Annotated in this window: 13 protein-coding genes and 3 pseudogenes; 1 reads left to right on the forward strand and 15 read right to left on the reverse strand. The window is 35.3% G+C overall.

Annotation, left to right across the window (positions count from 1 at the left end; genetic code table 11):
- Positions 1-2: 2 nt before the first annotated feature.
- The 4 genes and pseudogenes from ACEWFJ_RS16415 to ACEWFJ_RS16430 all read right to left on the reverse strand — a co-directional run bounded on the left by ACEWFJ_RS16415 (position 3) and on the right by ACEWFJ_RS16430 (position 6,077).
- A pseudogene (locus tag ACEWFJ_RS16415) lies at positions 3-1,311 on the reverse strand (ATP-binding protein).
- 95 nt (positions 1,312-1,406) lie between these two features.
- The gene (gene malS / locus ACEWFJ_RS16420; protein ID WP_473692561.1) at positions 1,407-3,140 is read right to left on the reverse strand and encodes an oxaloacetate-decarboxylating malate dehydrogenase; all 1,734 of its coding nucleotides are present in this window, start codon (positions 3,138-3,140) and stop codon (positions 1,407-1,409) included.
- Between the two features lie 49 nt (positions 3,141-3,189).
- Positions 3,190-4,629, reverse strand: a complete 1,440-nt coding sequence (gene aspA / locus ACEWFJ_RS16425) for an aspartate ammonia-lyase (RefSeq protein ID WP_473689253.1) — start codon at positions 4,627-4,629, stop codon at positions 3,190-3,192.
- A gap of 176 nt (positions 4,630-4,805) precedes the next feature.
- Positions 4,806-6,077: a cation:dicarboxylate symporter family transporter gene (locus ACEWFJ_RS16430; RefSeq protein WP_473689254.1), complete on the reverse strand. Its 1,272-nt coding sequence runs from the start codon at positions 6,075-6,077 to the stop codon at positions 4,806-4,808.
- Between the two features lie 378 nt (positions 6,078-6,455).
- On the opposite strand from ACEWFJ_RS16430, the gene pyrH reads away from it, so the two are divergent.
- Complete coding sequence (gene pyrH / locus ACEWFJ_RS16435) at positions 6,456-7,199, forward strand: UMP kinase (RefSeq protein WP_098308542.1); 744 nt, start codon at positions 6,456-6,458, stop codon at positions 7,197-7,199.
- Positions 7,200-7,321: 122 nt separating this feature from the next.
- Here pyrH and ACEWFJ_RS16440 read toward each other — a convergent pair whose 3' ends face one another.
- The 11 genes and pseudogenes from ACEWFJ_RS16440 to ACEWFJ_RS16490 all read right to left on the reverse strand — a co-directional run bounded on the left by ACEWFJ_RS16440 (position 7,322) and on the right by ACEWFJ_RS16490 (position 19,796).
- The gene (locus tag ACEWFJ_RS16440) at positions 7,322-7,990 is read right to left on the reverse strand and encodes a hypothetical protein (protein WP_473689255.1); all 669 of its coding nucleotides are present in this window, start codon (positions 7,988-7,990) and stop codon (positions 7,322-7,324) included.
- Between the two features lie 337 nt (positions 7,991-8,327).
- Positions 8,328-9,538: pseudogene (locus ACEWFJ_RS16445) on the reverse strand (phospholipase D-like domain-containing protein).
- Positions 9,539-9,750: 212 nt separating this feature from the next.
- Entirely contained in the window at positions 9,751-10,896 is a 1,146-nt protein-coding gene (locus tag ACEWFJ_RS16450) for an ABC transporter permease (RefSeq protein ID WP_473689256.1), read from the reverse strand.
- Position 10,897: 1 nt separating this feature from the next.
- A complete protein-coding gene (locus ACEWFJ_RS16455; protein ID WP_473689257.1) occupies positions 10,898-12,007 on the reverse strand; it encodes an ABC transporter permease in 1,110 nt (369 codons plus the stop codon).
- 37 nt (positions 12,008-12,044) lie between these two features.
- Positions 12,045-12,980, reverse strand: coding sequence for an ABC transporter ATP-binding protein (locus ACEWFJ_RS16460; protein ID WP_473689258.1), 936 nt, complete (start codon positions 12,978-12,980; stop codon positions 12,045-12,047).
- A 134-nt stretch (positions 12,981-13,114) separates the two neighbouring features.
- Positions 13,115-14,220 (reverse strand): annotated as a pseudogene (locus ACEWFJ_RS16465) (sensor histidine kinase).
- 4 nt (positions 14,221-14,224) lie between these two features.
- On the reverse strand, positions 14,225-14,863 hold the full coding sequence (locus ACEWFJ_RS16470; RefSeq protein WP_473692563.1) for a response regulator: 639 nt from the start codon (positions 14,861-14,863) through the stop codon (positions 14,225-14,227).
- Between the two features lie 328 nt (positions 14,864-15,191).
- Complete coding sequence (locus tag ACEWFJ_RS16475) at positions 15,192-16,097, reverse strand: Vgb family protein (RefSeq protein WP_473689259.1); 906 nt, start codon at positions 16,095-16,097, stop codon at positions 15,192-15,194.
- A 262-nt stretch (positions 16,098-16,359) separates the two neighbouring features.
- Positions 16,360-17,607: a DUF445 domain-containing protein gene (locus tag ACEWFJ_RS16480; protein ID WP_473689260.1), complete on the reverse strand. Its 1,248-nt coding sequence runs from the start codon at positions 17,605-17,607 to the stop codon at positions 16,360-16,362.
- Between the two features lie 248 nt (positions 17,608-17,855).
- Positions 17,856-18,284, reverse strand: coding sequence for a DUF3995 domain-containing protein (locus tag ACEWFJ_RS16485; protein ID WP_473689261.1), 429 nt, complete (start codon positions 18,282-18,284; stop codon positions 17,856-17,858).
- 315 nt (positions 18,285-18,599) lie between these two features.
- The gene (locus ACEWFJ_RS16490; protein ID WP_473689262.1) at positions 18,600-19,796 is read right to left on the reverse strand and encodes an MFS transporter; all 1,197 of its coding nucleotides are present in this window, start codon (positions 19,794-19,796) and stop codon (positions 18,600-18,602) included.
- Positions 19,797-19,972: the final 176 nt, after the last annotated feature.

Raw genomic sequence — 19,972 nt, forward strand, 5'->3', positions numbered from 1 at the left:
CCTCACCCTTCCTTAGTCAGACTAGACTCCGGCAGTCTCACAATAAACTTGCAGCCTCTTTCATTGTCTCCGTCTTGTAGTATAACCTCTCCCCCGAGTTCCGTCACCATCTCTTTTATATAAGACAGTCCAATTCCTGTTGATGGTGTTCCTGTTTGATCATACTTCGAGGTAAAACCAGGCTTAAACACTAGCTCCTTATATTTCACTGGGATTCCCGGACCATTATCCATCACTTCAAATATGACGAACGCATCTCTCTTCTTTACCTGAATTGTAATGGCACCAGCGCTATCAACTGCTTCCACAGCATTGGCAACTAAATTATTTAAAATCGACAAAACAGTGTATACATGATACTGCGTATGCTCCCCTTCTAAACGTTTAGAAAATGATATTTTTTTTCTAATAACTGCGCATACTTCTCGTTAATTCTTATAATCATTTCTATTAGTTCATTTCCATTTATATATTCTGAAAGATTTTTGTCTAAAAGAAGTTTGGATAACCCCGCAAAAATTCTTTGATTATCTTTTTTTATTTCGTGTACTTCCCCTGCAATTTTCAGCGCCTTTTTACTATATGCTTCTATGTCATTTTCAGTATTTCCCACTTTTTTCTGTTGTAAATTCCGATATAATTGATACGCTTCTTGTGTGATCATTTCCGCATTTTGCAGCGTTTTCTTCAAATGAACAGATTCCACATATAAATTAGAAAGATGCACAAACATCTTTTCATTTTCTTTCCGAACCTGAGCCTCTTTCAATTTTGTTTCATATAAATTCATCATATTTAAAAAACCGAGAGCAAAAAAGCTTCGAAAAATAGCAATAATAATAATTTTATTAAATTCTGAAACTGTAATCATCGTACCAAGCACAAAAACGTGATAGAAAGCAAGTTCTGACATACTCGAGATAATTTCAATCGTTATCCCCAAACATCCAATGATAAATGGTTTTTGGTGAAATCTGTTTACTTTACATAGTGAAAAAAGACTTCCATAAACGAAATAGTAAAAAAAGACTGGATAACGCATAGAAAAGGAGTCTGAAAAATGAAAAGAACCTTGTAACATCCAGTCAAGAACAATACGAAATGTTACAACAGCTGCGCCAACAATTATACCTGCTAAAGCAGCTGGAATTTTCCTTAAAAATAATAATAAAAAGAAAAAAGCGGTGTTCCAAAGCTAACACGAAACGTATCATTAAATGGATGAAAATTCAGTTCTCCAGCGATCGGAACAATCAAAATTGCAAGGATTAAAATTGAAATATCTTTCTTCCATAATTGACGCCAGTTCAAATATGCCACTTCCTATTATTTAGTATTCTTATCTTGACTGGTAATATTGAAACATAATAAGGAAAGCCCGCTTATTATATAAACGGGCTTTATTTCTATAGTGTTACCTTTTCAACTGCTTTTATTTGACGATAAACAGGTTGCCACATTGCAGCTTGAACAGCCTTCCTGATATCGTTATCATTTAATTCCTCACGAGCAACACCTTCAGATACTGCCGCTTTTGCCACTGCAATTGCAACTATCTCTGAAATATTACGCAGTTCTTCTACTTCTGGAAGAATCGGTGCACCAGGCTGACTTGTATCTACCATACTCGCTACCGCTTCTGCCGCTGCTGCAAACATACCATCCGTCATCACACGAGCATGAACAACAATTGTACCAAGACCAAGACCCGGGAAGATAAGCGCATTGTTAGATTGTCCAATTACATAAGTAACACCATTATATGTAACTGGCTCAAATGGACTTCCCGTCGCAACAAGTGCTCGTCCTTCTGTCCAAGAAATTAAATCTGCCGGCTTCGCTTCTGCAAGAGGTGTCGGATTAGACATTGGTAAAATAATTGGTCGTTCCACATGAGCTGCCATCTCTTTTACGATTTCTTCTGTAAATGCCCCAGCAACTGTTGATGTACCGATTAAAATAGTCGGTTGTACATGTTTCACAACTTCAGCAAGACCAATCGTTTCAGCTTTCTTCCATTCTTTCACTTCTGATTCTTCACGCGCATACGGACGTTGGAAATCAAGAAGATCCTCCATGTTATCTGTAAGTAAACCATAACGGTCAATACACCAAAAACGGCGATTTGCTTCTTCCTCTGATAAACCTAAGCGAACCATCGCATCACGTACTTGATCTGCAATTCCAATTCCAGCAGTACCCGCACCGAAGACAACAACGCGATGTTCACAAAGCGGAATACCAGAAGATTTCACAGCTGATAACACTCCTGCAAGTGAAACAGCACCTGTTCCTTGTATATCATCATTAAATGTACATACATTATCGCGATATTTATCTAAAATTCTACGTGCATTTCGTGAGCTGAAATCTTCCCAATGTAGTAATGCATTCGGAAACTTGTTACATACAGCCTTTACAAATAAGTCAATAAATGAATCATACGCTTCTCCAGTTACACGCGGATGACGATTTCCAATATAAAACGGATTATTTAATAAATCTTCACGGTTCGTACCAACATCTAAAATAACAGGTAATACACGGCTTGGATCGATACCAACTGCCGCTGTATAAACAGCTAGCTTACCAATGGCAATATTAATACCACCTACGCCCCAGTCACCAATTCCTAAAATACCTTCACCGTCTGTTACAACAACTAAATCGATATTTTCTGCGGTTGCACCCATGTTATCAAATGCTTCTTCAATGCCGCTTGGATCATCAATTGATAAATATACACCACGTGGTTTACGATACTCATGACTATATCTTTGAATCGCCACACCAACAGTTGGCGTGTATACAATTGGAAGCATTTCTCGCAAATGATCTGTAAGCAAACGATAAAATAATACTTCATTACGATCATGCAATGCTGTTAAATATACGTTCTTTAACAAGTCATCAGGCTGTGAACAAAACTGCTCATACGCACGACGTGCTTGTTCGTCTAACGTTAACACAGCTGGTGGTAACAATCCTGTTAATCCTAGTTCTTCTCTTTCCTCTGCTGTGAAAGCGACACCCTTATTTAAAAGTGGTGTTGCTAATACTTCTACTCCTCGTAGTGTTGTTTCTAACGTTCCATCCGAGGAAACCATAAATTTACTCATACAATCCCTGCCTCTATTTATATATACCATTTCTATATTGTAAATAAAAAAAGGGGAAAATCCCCCTCTTTTAATTTTTCTTTAAAAGAGCTGCTCCCGCAATTCCTGGGTGCGTCATTTCATATGGATCTAAAATTAAGTCTAATTCTTCTTGTGATAATACACCGTTTTTCAAGCAAAGTTCTCGAACAGATTGACCAGTTGCAATTGCTTCTTTTGCTAAACGAGCTGCTGCTTCATATCCAATATGTGGATTTACAGCTGTAATAATACCAACGCTTTTCTCAACATACTCTTTTAAGCGTCCTTCATTTGCTTCAATTCCTTTTAGACAGTTATCTGTAAAAGCACGGAATCCATTATTCATAATGCTGATGGATTGAAGTAAGTTAAAGACAAGTACTGGTTCCATTACGTTTAGCTCTAATTGGCCCGCTTCTGAAGCAAGACAAATCGTATGATCATTCCCAATTACTTGGAACGCAATTTGGTTAATAACTTCTGGCATTACAGGATTTACTTTTCCTGGCATAATAGAAGAACCAGGTTGACGAGCTGGAAGCATAATTTCACCTAATCCAACGCGTGGACCTGATGCCATTAAGCGCAAGTCATTCGCAATTTTGGACATATTCATCATACATACTTTCAGTGCAGCTGATACTTCTGTATAAGCATCTGTATTTTGCGTTGCGTCAACTAAATCCTCAGCTCCAACAAGAGGAAGCTCGCTAATAGCAGCTAATTGTTTTACTACAGCCTCAATATACTGTGGATCTGCATTTAATCCTGTACCAACAGCTGTCGCTCCCATGTTTACTTCATATAAGTGTTGACGAGATTGCTCAATACGCTTCATGTCACGTCCAAGTACACGAGCATACGCTTTAAACTCTTGTCCAAGACGAATTGGTACAGCATCTTGCAAATGTGTGCGTCCCATTTTAATCACATGATCAAATTGTTCTGCTTTCAATTCAAAGATATCATGCATATAGCCCATTGTTTTCAATAATTCTTCTAACATATTTAACGTTGCAATATGAATTGCCGTTGGGAATGCATCATTTGTTGATTGTGCCATATTTACATGACTATTTGGGCTAATATAATGATAGTCTCCCTTTTCCATTTCTAATAATTCAAGGGCACGATTGGCAATGACTTCATTTGCGTTCATATTCATAGAAGTCCCTGCTCCTCCTTGAATCGGGTCAACGATGAAATGCTCATGCCATTTTCCTTCTAAAATCTCTTGTGCTGCTTGTGCAATTGCTGAACCTTTCTTTAACTCTAATCGTCCAACTTCTGTATTCGCAAGCGCAGCCGCTTTTTTCACGATTGCTAATGCTTTAATTAATCCTTCATGGATTTTATAACCTGTAATCGGAAAGTTTTCAACAGCACGCATCGTTTGAACACCATAATATGCATGCGTCGGTACTTCTTTCTCACCTAAAAAGTCTTTTTCAATTCGTACATCTTTTGTAGCTTCAGTTATTGTTGCCATGTTTGTTCACTCCTCAATTTATTTTGTCCCTCATTAACAAACAATCATTCCCATACCTCAAAAATTGTGCAAGAAATAAAAAATTGGGCAGGAGATATACTACTCGTAAAGATCCGATTCGTTCAACGAATAATCAGCGAGAGATAAAAATCCCTCACTGATTAAAATTTCGTTTTTTACGCTGCTTCTGTTGTGTTTACAGTTTCTAGATAATTCTTCGCTTTCTCTTGATCGAATTCACCTTCCCATTTCGACATGACAATCGCTGCTAATGCGTTTCCTAACACATTGACAGCCGTACGAATCATATCTAAAATGCGGTCAATACCAGCAATTAAAGCAATTCCTTCTACTGGAAGTCCCATAGAACCTAACGTTGCCAATACAACAACAAAGGAAGCACCAGGAACACCAGCCATTCCTTTAGATGTTAACATTAGAACAAATAACAATGTAATTTGTTCCGTCAATGACATGTGTACATTATACATTTGTGCTACAAATAGTGCTGCCAGCGCTTGATAAATAGCTGATCCAGTTAAGTTAAATGTATAACCAGTTGGTATAACGAAAGAGGCAACAGCCTTCGGACAGCCGAACTCTTCCATTTTCCGCATCAGATTTGGTAAAACCGCTTCTGAACTTGCTGTTGTAAAGGAAAGAATCAGTTCTTCTTTTAAAACTTTCATTAAGGTGAAGATATTTACTCCCACCATTTTTGCATTAATGCCTAATACAACAATAACAAATAAGATAACGGTTACATAAACGGCAAGCACTAATTTTCCTAGCGGAAGCAGTGTACCTACTCCAAATTTCGCAACCGTTACAGCAATAAGTGCAAATACGCCAACCGGAGCAAATTTCATAACTTGGTTTGTCACCCAAAACATCGCTTCTAATACACCTTCAAAGAAACTAAAGACTGGTTTGCCTTTTTCTCCAATTGCAGCAACCCCTAAGCCGAATAAAACTGAGAAGAAAATAATCGGCAATAAATCACCTTTTGCAATCGACTCAAATACGTTTGTTGGCACAATATGAGTAATTGTATCTGCAAAGCCTTTTTTCTCCGTTGCCTCAGCCGATGCTTGGTATGATGAAATATCACTATGCTGCAAATGGCTCATATCAACGCCCGTTCCCGGATGGAACACGTTTGCTGCAATTAAGCCCATTAAAATTGCAATCGTTGTAATAATTTCAAAATAGAGTATTGTCTTTCCGCCTAATTTGCCGAGCTTTTTCATATCTCCTACACCAGCTACTGCTACAACAAGTGCAGAAATAACAATTGGAACAACAATCATCTTAATTAAATGAATAAAGATATCTCCAAGCGGTTGAATATAGGAAATAGCTGTTTTATTACCAGAAAAGATTGCCCCTACTACAACCCCTAAAACAAGTGCTACAAAAATTTGTGTAGCTAATCCGAATTTTTTCATGTATTTTCATCCCCTTCATGCGAACGCTTTCAATTTGAATGTATAAAAGCTTTATTCACATGATATAGATAAACCTACAAAATCAGACAAAAATCTACAAGTTCGTCACAAAACTTTCAAAAATTTTTCTTAAAATGTTCATTGATGCGCATCTTCAGTATACAACCAAAAAATAGTATTGATAAAACATCTAATTATTTTGTATAATCTAAAAAATACGTCTATTTTAAAAATGAAACAAAAAGGAGTGGATGTTATGAAAAAACATACAATGACTTTCATTATATACCTTTCTTTTCTGTTTCATTTTCTCGTAAAGGAGCAAAGGCATTCGCCTTCGCTCCTTTTTTATTGTCATTATTAAAGGGGGAAGTAACAATGAAGCCGTATAAGCGAGTATTAATCAAACTAAGTGGAGGCGCTCTCGCCGATCAAGATGGAAACAGTTTTGGTTCCAAACACTTAGAACATATCGCAACTGAAATTTTATCTATTGTTGATTTAGGTATTGAAGTTTCTATTGTTGTGGGTGGAGGGAACATTTTTAAAGGGAATTTAGCTGAAACATGGGGTATTGATCGCGTAGAAGCAGATAATATAGGTACATTAGGCACAATTATTAATAGCCTAATGTTACGTGGTGTCTTAAAAAGTAAAACAAATAAAGAAGTTCGCGTCATGACATCTTTTCCCGTTACAGCTGTTGCCGAACCCTACATTCATTTACGAGCTGTTCATCATTTAGATAGAGGATATATTGTTATTTTGGGCGGTGGAAATGGCCAACCTTTTGTTACAACTGATTATCCAAGTGTACAACGAGCAATCGAAATGAATAGCGACGCCATTTTAGTCGCAAAACAAGGCGTAGATGGTGTTTTCACAAGTGACCCTAAACAAAATAAGTCAGCAAAAATGTATCGTCATTTAAATTATAATGATGTTGTTCAGAACAATATAAAAGTGATGGATCAATCAGCCTTATTACTTGCTCGTGACTATCATTTACCAGTCCATATCTTTAACTTTGATGAATCAGGAGTAATGAAAAAAATATGTTTAGGAGAACATATCGGCACCTTAATCAGTCATAAGTTAACAAAGCTTGAAGATGAAAACTAGCCTTTTCAAAAAATTCTACTGCCATTATGAAATAAGGTGCGAATTATACCGCACCTTATACTTTCTACAAGAGGGAGCGAGAACATAGAAATATTCAACTCCCATAGTTCATAACCCTACAATCACAAACCATTAAATACAACTACCGGTTCTTCTATATTATTATTAATCAAAACTACATCTGCACATTCCTTTGGCGCATGCTCTTCTATGTACATGTGACAAGCCGCATGATATCGCTGTAAAAACATTTCGCCTGCCTTCTCTTCACTTCCAAAAGCTTGCGCCTCTCGCTTGGAACCACGTTCTCTAGCAATATTAAAATCTGTTTCTACAAATATTCTATAATCAAACAACTGTTTTAGTTCTTGCTTAAATAAAAAGGTTCCATCTACTATAAATATCGTATCTTTTGAAGCCAATATTGGGTCTGAAGGAATATACATATCTGTCTCTAAATCATGTGATTTTATCTCATAACGCATCGTACCATTAGGCCCTAATGGCATTAATAACCGTTCAGAAATTGCTTTATAATCATGAGCATCTTCATAATACCCTTTCGCCGATTCCTTCCCTTGTAAATATCTAATTGCCCTCGGATGATGGAAATGATCTATACTTGTTCGAATTACTTTTCTTCCTTGACTTTGGATTTCTTTTGCCAATTCATTTGCAAATGTTGTTTTCCCTGAAGCTGTAATGCCGCTAACACCTACTCTTACAGGATGATTGAATTCAAGCATACATATATACTCTGCAACCTCACGAATAGCAGTTTGACGTTTCACAATAATTCCTCCTCATGGAATCTCACCACATATTTTCCCGTATTAATGGAAAATAATTGCTCCCTGCCATTTTAGTTTATCATCCCAAATATATGTTGTAAAAATATGTTTTCGTTTCTCGAAGGATTATTATAAAGTGAAGCTTCCATCAGTGGGGGTTTTCTTCCCTCCGACTGATGGTTAGTTGAACCAATCGGGCTTTTACGGGCAGTTATCCCCCACCTATCTTCTTCGCTTCTCTCTCATTCTTGAGGTGGGGGTTATACTGCCCGTTAATGGGGATAAACAAGAAAAATGCCACATTACGCCGCACTTTTTCTTATTTATATTACTACTTCTATAAATAATAATTAAACAACCCTGCTATCTTTTCTTTACACCGATCCCAAAAAGATAAATTATCAAAGAATGATATCGTCATTTCTTTTGAATCTTGAAAATCTTGTGCTAATACCTTATTTAATTGTTGAAGAATAGGACCACCCTTTATATAGAAATTCATCTCGTCATTAATACGAAAACTACGTGAAGTAAAATTTGTTGTTCCTGTAACGATTGTTTCATTATCAAATACCATAGCTTTTCCATGAAACATTCCTTTTTTATATCCGTATACGGAAATGCCATTCTCGATAGCTTGACGAATATAAGGATATGCAGCCTCTTTTATAAGAGGGATATCCGGTTTGAAAGACCAAAGTATTTTAATGGAAACACCACGCTGCCTCGCTTGAATTAAGGCATTCATAAGTTTTTCATCTTTTGGTATAAAATACGGTGTGGCAATAACGATAGATTGCTTTGCCTGCTTTATTAATTCGATGTACTTCTTTATCACATCATGACCATTATAACAAGACAATGTGTGTAATGTTTTTCCTGGGACAATCTGCTTAGAAGTACTTGTTATTCCTTCAGAAGTATCTCGTTTCCAGTCTAATACAAACTGTTCTTCTAAATCTTTCACTCCTTCTCCCTGTATTCGTACATGATAATCTCGCCAATATCCAAAACGCTTGTCTTTTCCTAAGTACTCATCGCCTATATTGAAACCACCGCTATACCCTATTTTCCCATCAATTGTTGTAATACGGCGGTGATTCCGATGATGTAGTGAATAAAAAAAGAATGGAAATTCAGGTTTTCTACTATATGTAAAATGAACACCGCTCGCTTGTAATTCATTTTTCATTTTTCTTTCGAAAGACAAATCATTAATCCAATCTACTGATAAGTATACTTGTACACCTTCTTCTGCTTTTTCTTTTAACAAATTCAAAAAAGAATGACTGCTTTTATCATCTGAAATAATGAAGAAATAAGTGAAGATGGAATGTTTCGCCTCTTTTATATCAGAAAATAACTGCTCATATAAGGATTTCCCCTCAGCATATAATTGGAAATCACTATAGTGCAGCTCATATTCTTTAGATTGATTTTTTTCGCTTCTATTTTTCTCCCTAGTGTTACATCAATATGCATCCAAATAATGAGAAAAGCTAATATGGCAATAATAATAGAAATAATCCGAAATATCTTTTTCACCATTTTGTTTTCCTTCCGCACAAAATAATTGTCTCTACATAGTATTTCAAAAGTTGCTTGCTTTAATGCTTAACGTCATTACGAATAGTATTTTTCTTTTAGAAGGAGACTGTATAGAACTCTATAAAAGCATATCAATATTACATAAGCTGCTTTAGTTAGCCAAGATACAAAAAGGGATGCAGTATCAAACTGCATCCCTTTTGTATATTGAATTAAATAAAATTCCTCGCATCGTTATTACGCCCAAACTTATAAATTGCGATTAGGAAAAAGGCAATGGCAAAGGCAAATAAGATTAAAATGTTTAAATATAAATCTGCGAAATGTGTTCCTTGCTGTAATTTCGTGATTGTGTCTAATAGCCAACGCTGCGGAAGAAATTCAGCAACTTTTTGCACAGATGCTGGCATAATTTCAAATGGAAAGAAGCATCCGGCAAGCAAGCATGTTGGTGTAATAATAATATTTTGCATTGCATTCGCAGAAGTTGAGTTTTTCGCAAAAGATACAATCGCTAACGATAAACCAATTGCGACTAAGCCAAATAGCATCAGTACTCCAATCATAACAATTAAAGGCATATTTATATCAATATGAAACACATTGGTCATAAATAATACTGTTATAACAATTTGCACGATCAAAATAAGCATATTAACAGCAACATTAGATAAAATATATTTCTTCCCATCTATCGGTGTTGATAATAACCTGAAATATGTTCGGTTCTCTTTTTCTTTCAAAATTAATTCTGAGAAATTCACTGCTGAAAAAAGCATAAACATAATGAGATAGCCAACTGTTTGATTCGTCATATCTTTATTTTTCGAAGTATCCTTAAGCGTCTCGGCTGTTAACTTAAATGAATTTTTTTGATAACTTGCATACATCTTCTCAAACTTACTTTGATCATCTTGTGCTACTTTACTAATTGCCGTTATATTATCAATATAATTATACAAATACGATTTTATAAACCCTGTTACTTGAGCACCTTTAATTGAAGAAATTTGAATGTGACTCGGTTTACCATTTCGAACACTTTCTGAAAAACCTGAATCTAACGTAATCACTGCATCAAGTTTTTTCGAGGCAAGCTTCTCTTCGACTTCTGATTCTTTAATTTTACTCACTTTCACATGATTTAATCCTTCTATAAATTTCACGGTATCATTTGCTATATAATGATTTTCATTATTTACAACCCCGATGTTTAATGTCCCTTGCCCTGTATTTCCATACATCAGAAAAGAAATTAGTGCTCCCGCTATCGGTAAGCCGATAATAATAAGTAACCCTTTTTTATTTTTCAAAAGTACCGATAATGTTTTTTGTATGAGCCATAAAATATCTTTCATATTATAGCCCCTCCCGTCTGCGTAATACGATAATCGCAATCAATAAAAACAATGCTGAAATTCCAATATTCAAAGAAATTACCGGAAGTGCTGCCCCTAAATCATTCGCATAAATAATTTTCATAATTGCTGTATTTGCCCATGTTAATGGCGACATATTTGTAAGCACATTTTCTTCGACTACAAAATATGCTCCACCAAAAATAGAAGCCAATTGTACAACAACCATAATCACCGCTTTAGCTGCCTCACCCGTTTTCGTAATATATCCAATCCCTAATCCGAAGCTAATTGCAAGGAATACTTCTGTTAGTAAAATCAGAAAGACTACTCCAAGATGGTCCCCCCAATTTGCGCCATAAACAAATTTACTAAAGACAACGACAAGAAGAAGACAAAGTGCATTTACTACAAGACTACCGAGTATTTTCCCAACGAAGATTTCCGCCTTACTAACAGGCGCGGCAATTAAACGATCTCCCGTTCTTCGTAATCGCTCTCCGCGAATGAGATAACTCGCTCCCATCGCTCCATACAAGGCAATCATCGTCGTCATCACAACCGCATAATAATCCATAGAGCTTGGTTTTTTAGCAGCTTGTAAAGATGTCTCTTTTATATAATCATCATGATTTCCACTTGAAATAACTGTGCTAACTTTCCCTGGATCTACTTTCGCAACTTCTACCGCTACGTTGTACTTATCAACAAATGTAGTAAGCATCCCCTCAACAATACTTCCTTCAATACTATTTCTATCACTCTCATATAACTTCACGCCATCTTGATTCATTTCTACATAGCCAGCATATTTATTTTGTTTCACTTCTTCTTTTCCATCTACATCAGTGGAAGCTTTTTTAAAGTGAATTCCCGATTTACCTGTTTCTTTTATAAATGCTTCAAAGGACTGCGAAAACTGACTATTAGCTTCATCTTTATATAATACCTGTATATTTTCAATAGAAAGACTGTCACTATTAAATGCATTTGTTAAAGCTGTTCCCAAGACTAGCATAAGAACAATTGGGAATGCTAACATAAAAACTAATGTTCTTATATCTCGAAAATCTCTTTTAATTTGCACGATAGCAATATTGAAGATGTTCAAGCGATGAACCTCCTTTTTCTATTTACTATTAATCTTGTTAATCTCGTAATTTTCTCCCCGTTAACGTCAGAAACACTGTTTCTAAGTTGGGTGCCTGTTCTTCTACCGATCGTATTTCTATATCATGACTAATAAAATATTGAATAATTTTATTTAAATTGTTCACTCCTGTATCGGAATTCACTTTAATTACGTTTTCTTCTATTTGAACAGCTTTAACCCCGCTAATTTCTTTTAGTTGATCCATATCCATATCTTCAATTGCTTTTACTTCAATCCAAATATCTTTCGTATCAGTAATGATTGCTTTTAACTGTTCTTTCGTTCCTTCTGCAATAATCTTTCCGTGATCAACAATCGCGATTTTTGTACAGATCTCCTCCACTTCCTCCATATAGTGACTTGTGTAAATGATTGTGCTACCCATTTCGTTTAATTTTCGTACAGACTGGAGGATGTAGTTTCTTGACTGTGGATCAATCCCTACTGTCGGCTCATCCATAATAATTAACTTCGGACGATGTGCAAGCGCACAAGCAATGTTAAGTCTTCGCTTCATTCCACCAGAGAAGTTTTTCGGATAGCTTTTATGTTTATCACTGAGCCCTACAAACTGGAGCGCTTCTTCTACTCTCTCTTTCAATTCAGTTCCTCGCAATCCATATAATCCTGCAAAGAATTTTACATTTTCATAGGCGGTTAACTCCTCGTAAATCGCTATGTCTTGCGGCACAATACCAATGTTCATTTTTGCAAATCGGCTATACTTCTTACTATTTTTTCCTAATATGTTAATCTCACCTTCATTACTTCTTAGCAATCCAGCAATCATATTAATTGTTGTACTTTTACCAGCACCATTTGAACCTAAAAATCCAAATATTTCTCCTTGTGCGATAGATAAAGACATATTATCAACTGCGATGAAATCACCAAACTTTTTCGTTAAGTTTTTTATCTCTAATGCGTTCATCATTTCACCCCTATTTCGGTTTCTCTGCTGTTATTATAAACAAAAAGAATGAACCTGATCAGTGCATAAGTTCATTCTTTTCACATGAGAATATTCACTTTTTTCCCGTGAGATCATTCATCTTATCTATTCCTTTACTGTATCGGCAATAACATTGTTACTGAAAAACCATTTGTACCATCTACAATAATCGTCCCGTTAATAGAAGCAGTACGTTCTTCCATGCCGATAATGCCCAGTCCTTTTTTCACTTGAAGTACACCCTTTCCATTGTCTTTCACTTGCACCTTCACAACAGTGTTAAGCACATGAATATCAATTGAAATAGCCGTTGCCTCCGCATATTTCATAGCATTCGTTAACGCTTCCGTTACATTTTCTCCAATGATTTTCCATTGTATTGGAGAAATAATATCCAAATTCCCTTTGTATAAGAACGAAATTTTCATATCATGTTTAGCCGCAAATTCATCTATGAATAATTTCATACGATGAATACCAATTTGTTCAGTTGGTGGTTTCATATTCTTTAACGTTATTCTAATGCTTTCAATTCCATCTTTAGAAATATAAATGGCATTTTGAAGCAACTCTGCCGCTTTCTCCTTATCGGTATCCATCAATCTTTTTGCTGCTTCCATTTGAATTAACGCACCTGTCATAGAATGACCAATTTTATCATGAATCTCTTGGGATAAGCGATTTCGTTCTTCTAGTTTAAATGTGTATTCAGATTGTCTGATGTATGCTTTATTTTCATTCAGATTTTTTGTGAGCCTTTGCATATCTTTTTCGCATCATGTCATTTTGTGTTTCAAATTTTAATAACCTTTTCCGTATATAGCTTTGCCATTGTGAAAATAACAAAACTAAATGTAGCGATTAAACCGTATGTCATACGTATATTTTCCTCAACAAACACAACCGGGAGAAGCATAATAAAAAACATCAGCCATTTTTCATATATGTAATAAGAAGTAAATTCATATAAGTTCAGAGGTAAAAATAAAAGTAATAACGGATGAATCTGTCCATACGAAACAATTGTCATGACAATCGATACAAATATCATCACTTTCTTCGCTGCATCTTTTTTCAAAATATAAATCGCAACATTTATACAAAGATACAGAAGTAAAACAAATACAATCCATGGTAGATTTGTAACGTTGGAATGGACATAACTAAACACGATATATAGGAAAACTATGAGTTTACTAATAATGAGCCAAAATTCCATATTTCTAATCCACTGTTCCCGTTAAATAGTAAATTGCGATTTGCGTACGATGCTCAAACCCCGTTTTACTAAGAATTGACGTGATATAGTTCGCAATCGTCCCTTCTGATATAAAAAGCTGTTTTGAAATCTCTTTATTTGAAAAACCTTTTGCAATAAGAGCAATAATACTAAGTTCTCTTTCTGTAAAAAGACTCTTATCTATTTTCAGCTCTTCTTCTTTATTTTCTTGTAAGTTTGATTTAATTTTATCGAGGACTACATCTTGCATCACAGTATGTCCGTGATAAACACTTTTTATCGCATCTCGGATTCGCTCTGGATCATTATTTTTTAATAAATAACCTTTTGCTCCATTTTTCACTGCATCTAAAATGTATTCGTCATCATCAAATGTCGTTAAAATGATCGGCTTTGTTTTTGTTTGTTCACAAATTAATTTCGTTGCTTCCACGCCGTTCATATTCGGCATACGTACATCTAAAAGAGCAATATCCACATCATATTTTTTGCAATAATCTAGAGCTTCTTGACCATCATTTACCGTTACTAACACTTCAAATTCCGCGTATGTGCTTAAAATGATCTTCATTCCTTCTCTAATAAAAGAATTATCATCAGCTATTATCACTTTTATTTTCATAGTTGTTAGTATAGGTGTTACCTTACTAACATTCACATCCTTTCAATATACAAATTTCACCATTTCATAAATAACATTTTTCATTTTCTTTCCTACTCTTCAGTTACAGAAAAGGTTTCTTCCTTATCCTATTAAATTCACTTTTGCGGTACCCTTATTACTGAAATATTAATAGGTCATTTAGAATTACACAGTTTTATAAAGTGAAACTTCCATCAATGGGGGTTTTCTTCATCCCACATTGATGGTTAGTTGAACCAATCGGGCTTTTACGGGCGGTTCCCCCTCCTACCTTCTTCGCTTTTCTCTGAATATTGAGATGGGGGTATTACTGCCCGTTAATGCGGGATAAACAAATTAACTGTCCGATCTGATTACATTCTTCTGCAAACCATATTGCTCCATCTGGCCCTAGTACAATCCCATGCGGTTCAGAGTTTTCCGTAGGAATTTGATATTCCGTAATTTCTCCATTCACCGTAATTCGTCCAATCTGATTGCTTGCCCACTCCGTAAACCAAAGTACTCCATCCCTCCCTGCAACAATCGCATGTGGTCGGGCATTTACAGTTGGGATAGGATACTCGCTAATTTTTCCCGCTGTAGTAACTCTTCCTATTTTATTTCCGTTTATTTCTACAAACCATAGCGCTCCATCAGGTCCATTTGTAATGCCTACTGGAGCAGAATTCATTGTAGGTATAGAGTACTCAATAATTTGACCAGATGTAGTAATTTTTCCTATTTTATTACTTTTGTTCTCCGTAAACCAAAGTGCCCCGTCTGGTCCTGATACGATAAATGACGGATAAGATTCCGAATTAGGTAATGTATACTCGGTAATCTCACCTAACAATGAAATTCTTCCTATCTTATTACCTGTTAGTTCCGTAAACCATATTGCTCCATCAGGTCCTTCTGTTATTCCATACGGGGCTGATTTTGTAGTAGGTAGTATATATTCAGTAACCTCACCTTGCGTTGTAATCTTTCCAATCTTATCCGTCTTGTATTCTGTAAACCATAGATCCCCATTCGCCCCAGATACTATACATGAAAGCCCAGCATCTGATGTAGGAACGAAGAATTCCTGTATTTCACCGGTTACAGTCATTCTTCCTATTCTATTTCCCTTATGTTCCGTAAACCAAAGAGCTCTATCAACACCGACTGTAATTCCATATGGACCTGATTCAGCCATAGGAAGACGATATTCATTAAATCTTACTTGCATTGTACTAAAACCTCCTTTTTGTTGATGCATGTACTTATCATATGAAACAAATATTGTAAGTATTTCCGTGACTATAATTCATATACCTTCATTACTTAGAAGAAAAAACTACAAAAAAATTGCACTCAATAAAACATTGAAGGAAAACCAAAAAAACCTTTCACTGCTACATTTAAAGCCGTGCAAGGTTTTAATTTTTATCTTTTATCAGTATGAAGAGGATATATAGATTTTTCCGCATCACTATTCAAGTTGTTTTTCATTATATAACCGCTTTTAAGCTTTCTAGAACCAATCCAATCATAAATCCACAAACGGCACCATTTACACGAATCCACTGCAAATCTTTTCCTACGTTATTTTCAATCATCTCAATAAGTGTTTTATCATCTAATTTATCTAAATTTTCCTGTACAAGTTTTCCGATTTTAGAATGATTGCTTTCAACGACGTTTACAATTTGTTTTTGTAGCCAATCTTCCATACGTTGAACTGTTGCTGCATCTTCTTTTATTTTATTCATTTGTGTTGTCATAAACGGTAGAAGATATTTGTCCGCAAATTCATCTTTTTGAATAAAATCTACAAATTTTTGCTTTGTTTGCTCAAGAAATTCTGTTATCTTCTCAGCTGCCTCCCAATTCACAATCCAATTTTCTTTCCAATTCTCTAGTTCTTTTAATACCGATTCATTTTCCTTCATATGTAGGATTTCGTGGCGAATTTTCATCAATAGAGCTTGTCTCGTGCTATTATCAACGTTTTGCAAACTACTAATATTATTAATAATAAACTTTTGCAGAATGCTACCAACTTTTTCTTCATCGACAATACTCATAAAGGATTTAAGCGTAAACTGTAAGAAACCATCTACTTTTATATTTTCTAGCGCCTTCATACCTAAACTACCAAGTTGATATCGAGCTGCATCTTGTGCTGTCCATTCTTTCGCTTTGACTAATAAACAATCTAACGTCTTTTCATCATATTCTTGTGTAACTATTTGATCAACAAGTACTTGAAGAATATTACCTACGTTAATTGTATGTAAGTACGTTTTTAATTCTTTTTCCAAAACAATAGCTAACCGTTTTGTGTTCATTTGCAGAATCGCCTTTTCAGCAATTGTAACAATCCCTTTCTTTAACGCATCAGAATGCAGCTCTCTTTCCGCAATATGTAATACCGTTGCAGCCAACTTCATTTCTTTTATTTTATCGGTAATACTTTCTTTCGTAAGCCAATCATTTTCCAGCGTGGAAACAAGTCCTTTCGTAACCCGTTTCCGATTTTTGGGCAATAGAGCTGTATGCGGGATCGGTATCCCCATCGGGTGACGAAACAGTGCTGTAACTGCAAACCAATCCGCGAGTCCCCCTACTAAACCAGCTTCAAATCCACCTTGTATAATATTCCCTGCTATCGTTCCTTGAAACGGGATTGTTGCAACAAAACCAACCCCCATTATTCCAAGTGAAATTCCTGCTAAATATTTTGACTGTAATGACATTGCATTTCCACATCCTCTTATTATGTAAAGTAAACCTTTGTAAATTCATTGAATCATTTAGACCTTCGTGTATAGATTCCAAATTTTCTTCAACAAAAGCATATATATATACTATAATAAACCACATTAAAAATAACAAAGAAATTCATACAAAAAAACAAGAGGCTTATACGCCTCTTGTTTTACAATTTCATGATATTGTTAACAATTCGGCAACCCCTTATTGATGAAAGGTTTCCTTCCGGATACTAACGACTATAAATCGCCACTACAAAAGAAAGTGCAATAAACAAACAAAGCGGACTGTATAACCACGTATCATACACTGAAAATTTTGTTCCCTTTACCCTTTTAAAGATCCCAATATACTTCCTATCACCAACTGCACGTAACAAGAAAATTCCAGCTAAAGCCATACATCCCCATTTTGTATAACGACTCGGATTCCAGAAAGACAAGTATCCACTCTGTGCTAATAGAATCACAGCAAAACATAAAATTGCAAGTGCCACTAAAAAAGTCCCTATTTTCCGCGGAACAAAAGCATATTCTTCGCTATCTTTTTTCATCGGAAGAACAACCTTACTTCCCCAAGTTCCACCACATGCCCAATACATATGAATAAGGCTGATGAATGCAAGGATACCAGCGCATACAATGATTAAAAATGATGTCATTATATATTCCCCCTACTTACACCATTCTTTCTCCTCCATAATTTCTCTAGCTTCTAGTAACTTACCTCTTATTTCTTTTGTTCAATGTGTACAAGTGTAAAATTTATCCCGCACCAACGGGCAGTAAGAGCCCGATTGGTGAGAGCTTTCCATCAGTGGGGAATGAAGAAAATCCCCACTGATGGAAGTTTCACTTTATTTTTGCACCCTTTAATCAGTAGCATATGTACCAAAAAAAGGAAACATAACTTTACGTAAATTGAAGGTTTATGTTTCCTTCTTTATTATGAAATGTAATCTTTAAAATTTGTATTTTTATTGGGCGTTTTTGGGTTTAATGCATAGTAGAGATAATAAAGCTCCTACAAATGCTAAAAAAATTGACAGATAAAATATATAATTATCCGGCCCTTTCATTAATACAGCAAATAACGGAGGGCCTGCGGCTACTCCTACAAATCGCATTGAGCTATAAAGAGATGTAATCGACCCTCTCTGTTCCTTCTCGATTCCTTCTGTTATTAGAGCGTCTAAGCTAGGAAGAGCAACACCAATTCCAATTCCACTAATCACAAGACTCATTATAATGATGTAAATATTTTTGAAGAATATTGGAGTTATTAATGTTATTCCTAGTAAGAAAAAACCAATACATATACACCACTTCATCATTGTTTTCTTATCTCCAATCTTTTTTCCTGTTATATAAGAAGTAAGAGAAAGTGAAGCTAATGGAATAGCTAATACAAAGCCTTTCCAAACGCCATCTAAATGATATTTCTTTTCTAAAATGGAAGATAAATAAAAAAGGACACCAAACAGAATGAACATAATAATGCCTCCAAGTATAAAAATTGGAAAAAGCCAACGACCTTTCTCGCATAAAATCAACTTTACATTTTGAAGAAAGGTACGTAATGGAGGAGCTTCTTGTTTTTGTTTAGGCGGCTTCACAAAAAAGAGAATTAAAATGATGGATATTATACACAAAATCGGGATGAACCAAAAAGGAAGAAACCAAACAAACGAAGCTAGTAAAGAACCTAAAATCGGGCTTAAAACCTTACCTAATGTATTCGATGTTTCAACTAGACCTAGGCCACTGCTCACTTGTTTTTCATCTTGAAACATATCACCTACACAAGGAATAACAACAGGCATCGCTCCAGCTGAGCCAATTCCTTGAATCATTCTTCCTATTAAAATCCATGTATAAGGATTTTCAACCTTCCATGATACCCAACCTGTAATAGCTCCCCCTATAGCTGCTATAAATAAACTAGGTATAATTACTTTCTTTCTTCCCCACTTATCAGATAAATAACCCGCTATAGGAATTAAAATAATAGCGACAATAGAATAAACGGTAATGATAAGAGAAACTTGAAAATCATTAATATTTAATTTCTTTTCAATTAATGGAAGGACAGGGATTAACATGGAGTTTCCAAGCGTCATAACTAAAGGAACAGATGAAAGTGCCCATAAGCTCCATTTTTCTTTTTTATCCATATGTGTAATATCTTCACTCCTTAAGAGCTGCATTTCAAAAATATAATCTTACTTTTTAATAATAAAGTTACTATTCCCCATGCCTGTATTTATGTTGCATGAAAACATAAAAATCCCCTCCAGATAAGTAATCTAGAAAGGATCTTTTGTTCACATAATTATTTTTGTATCTTATT

The organism is Bacillus sp. EA-CB0995 (genome assembly GCF_055814245.1).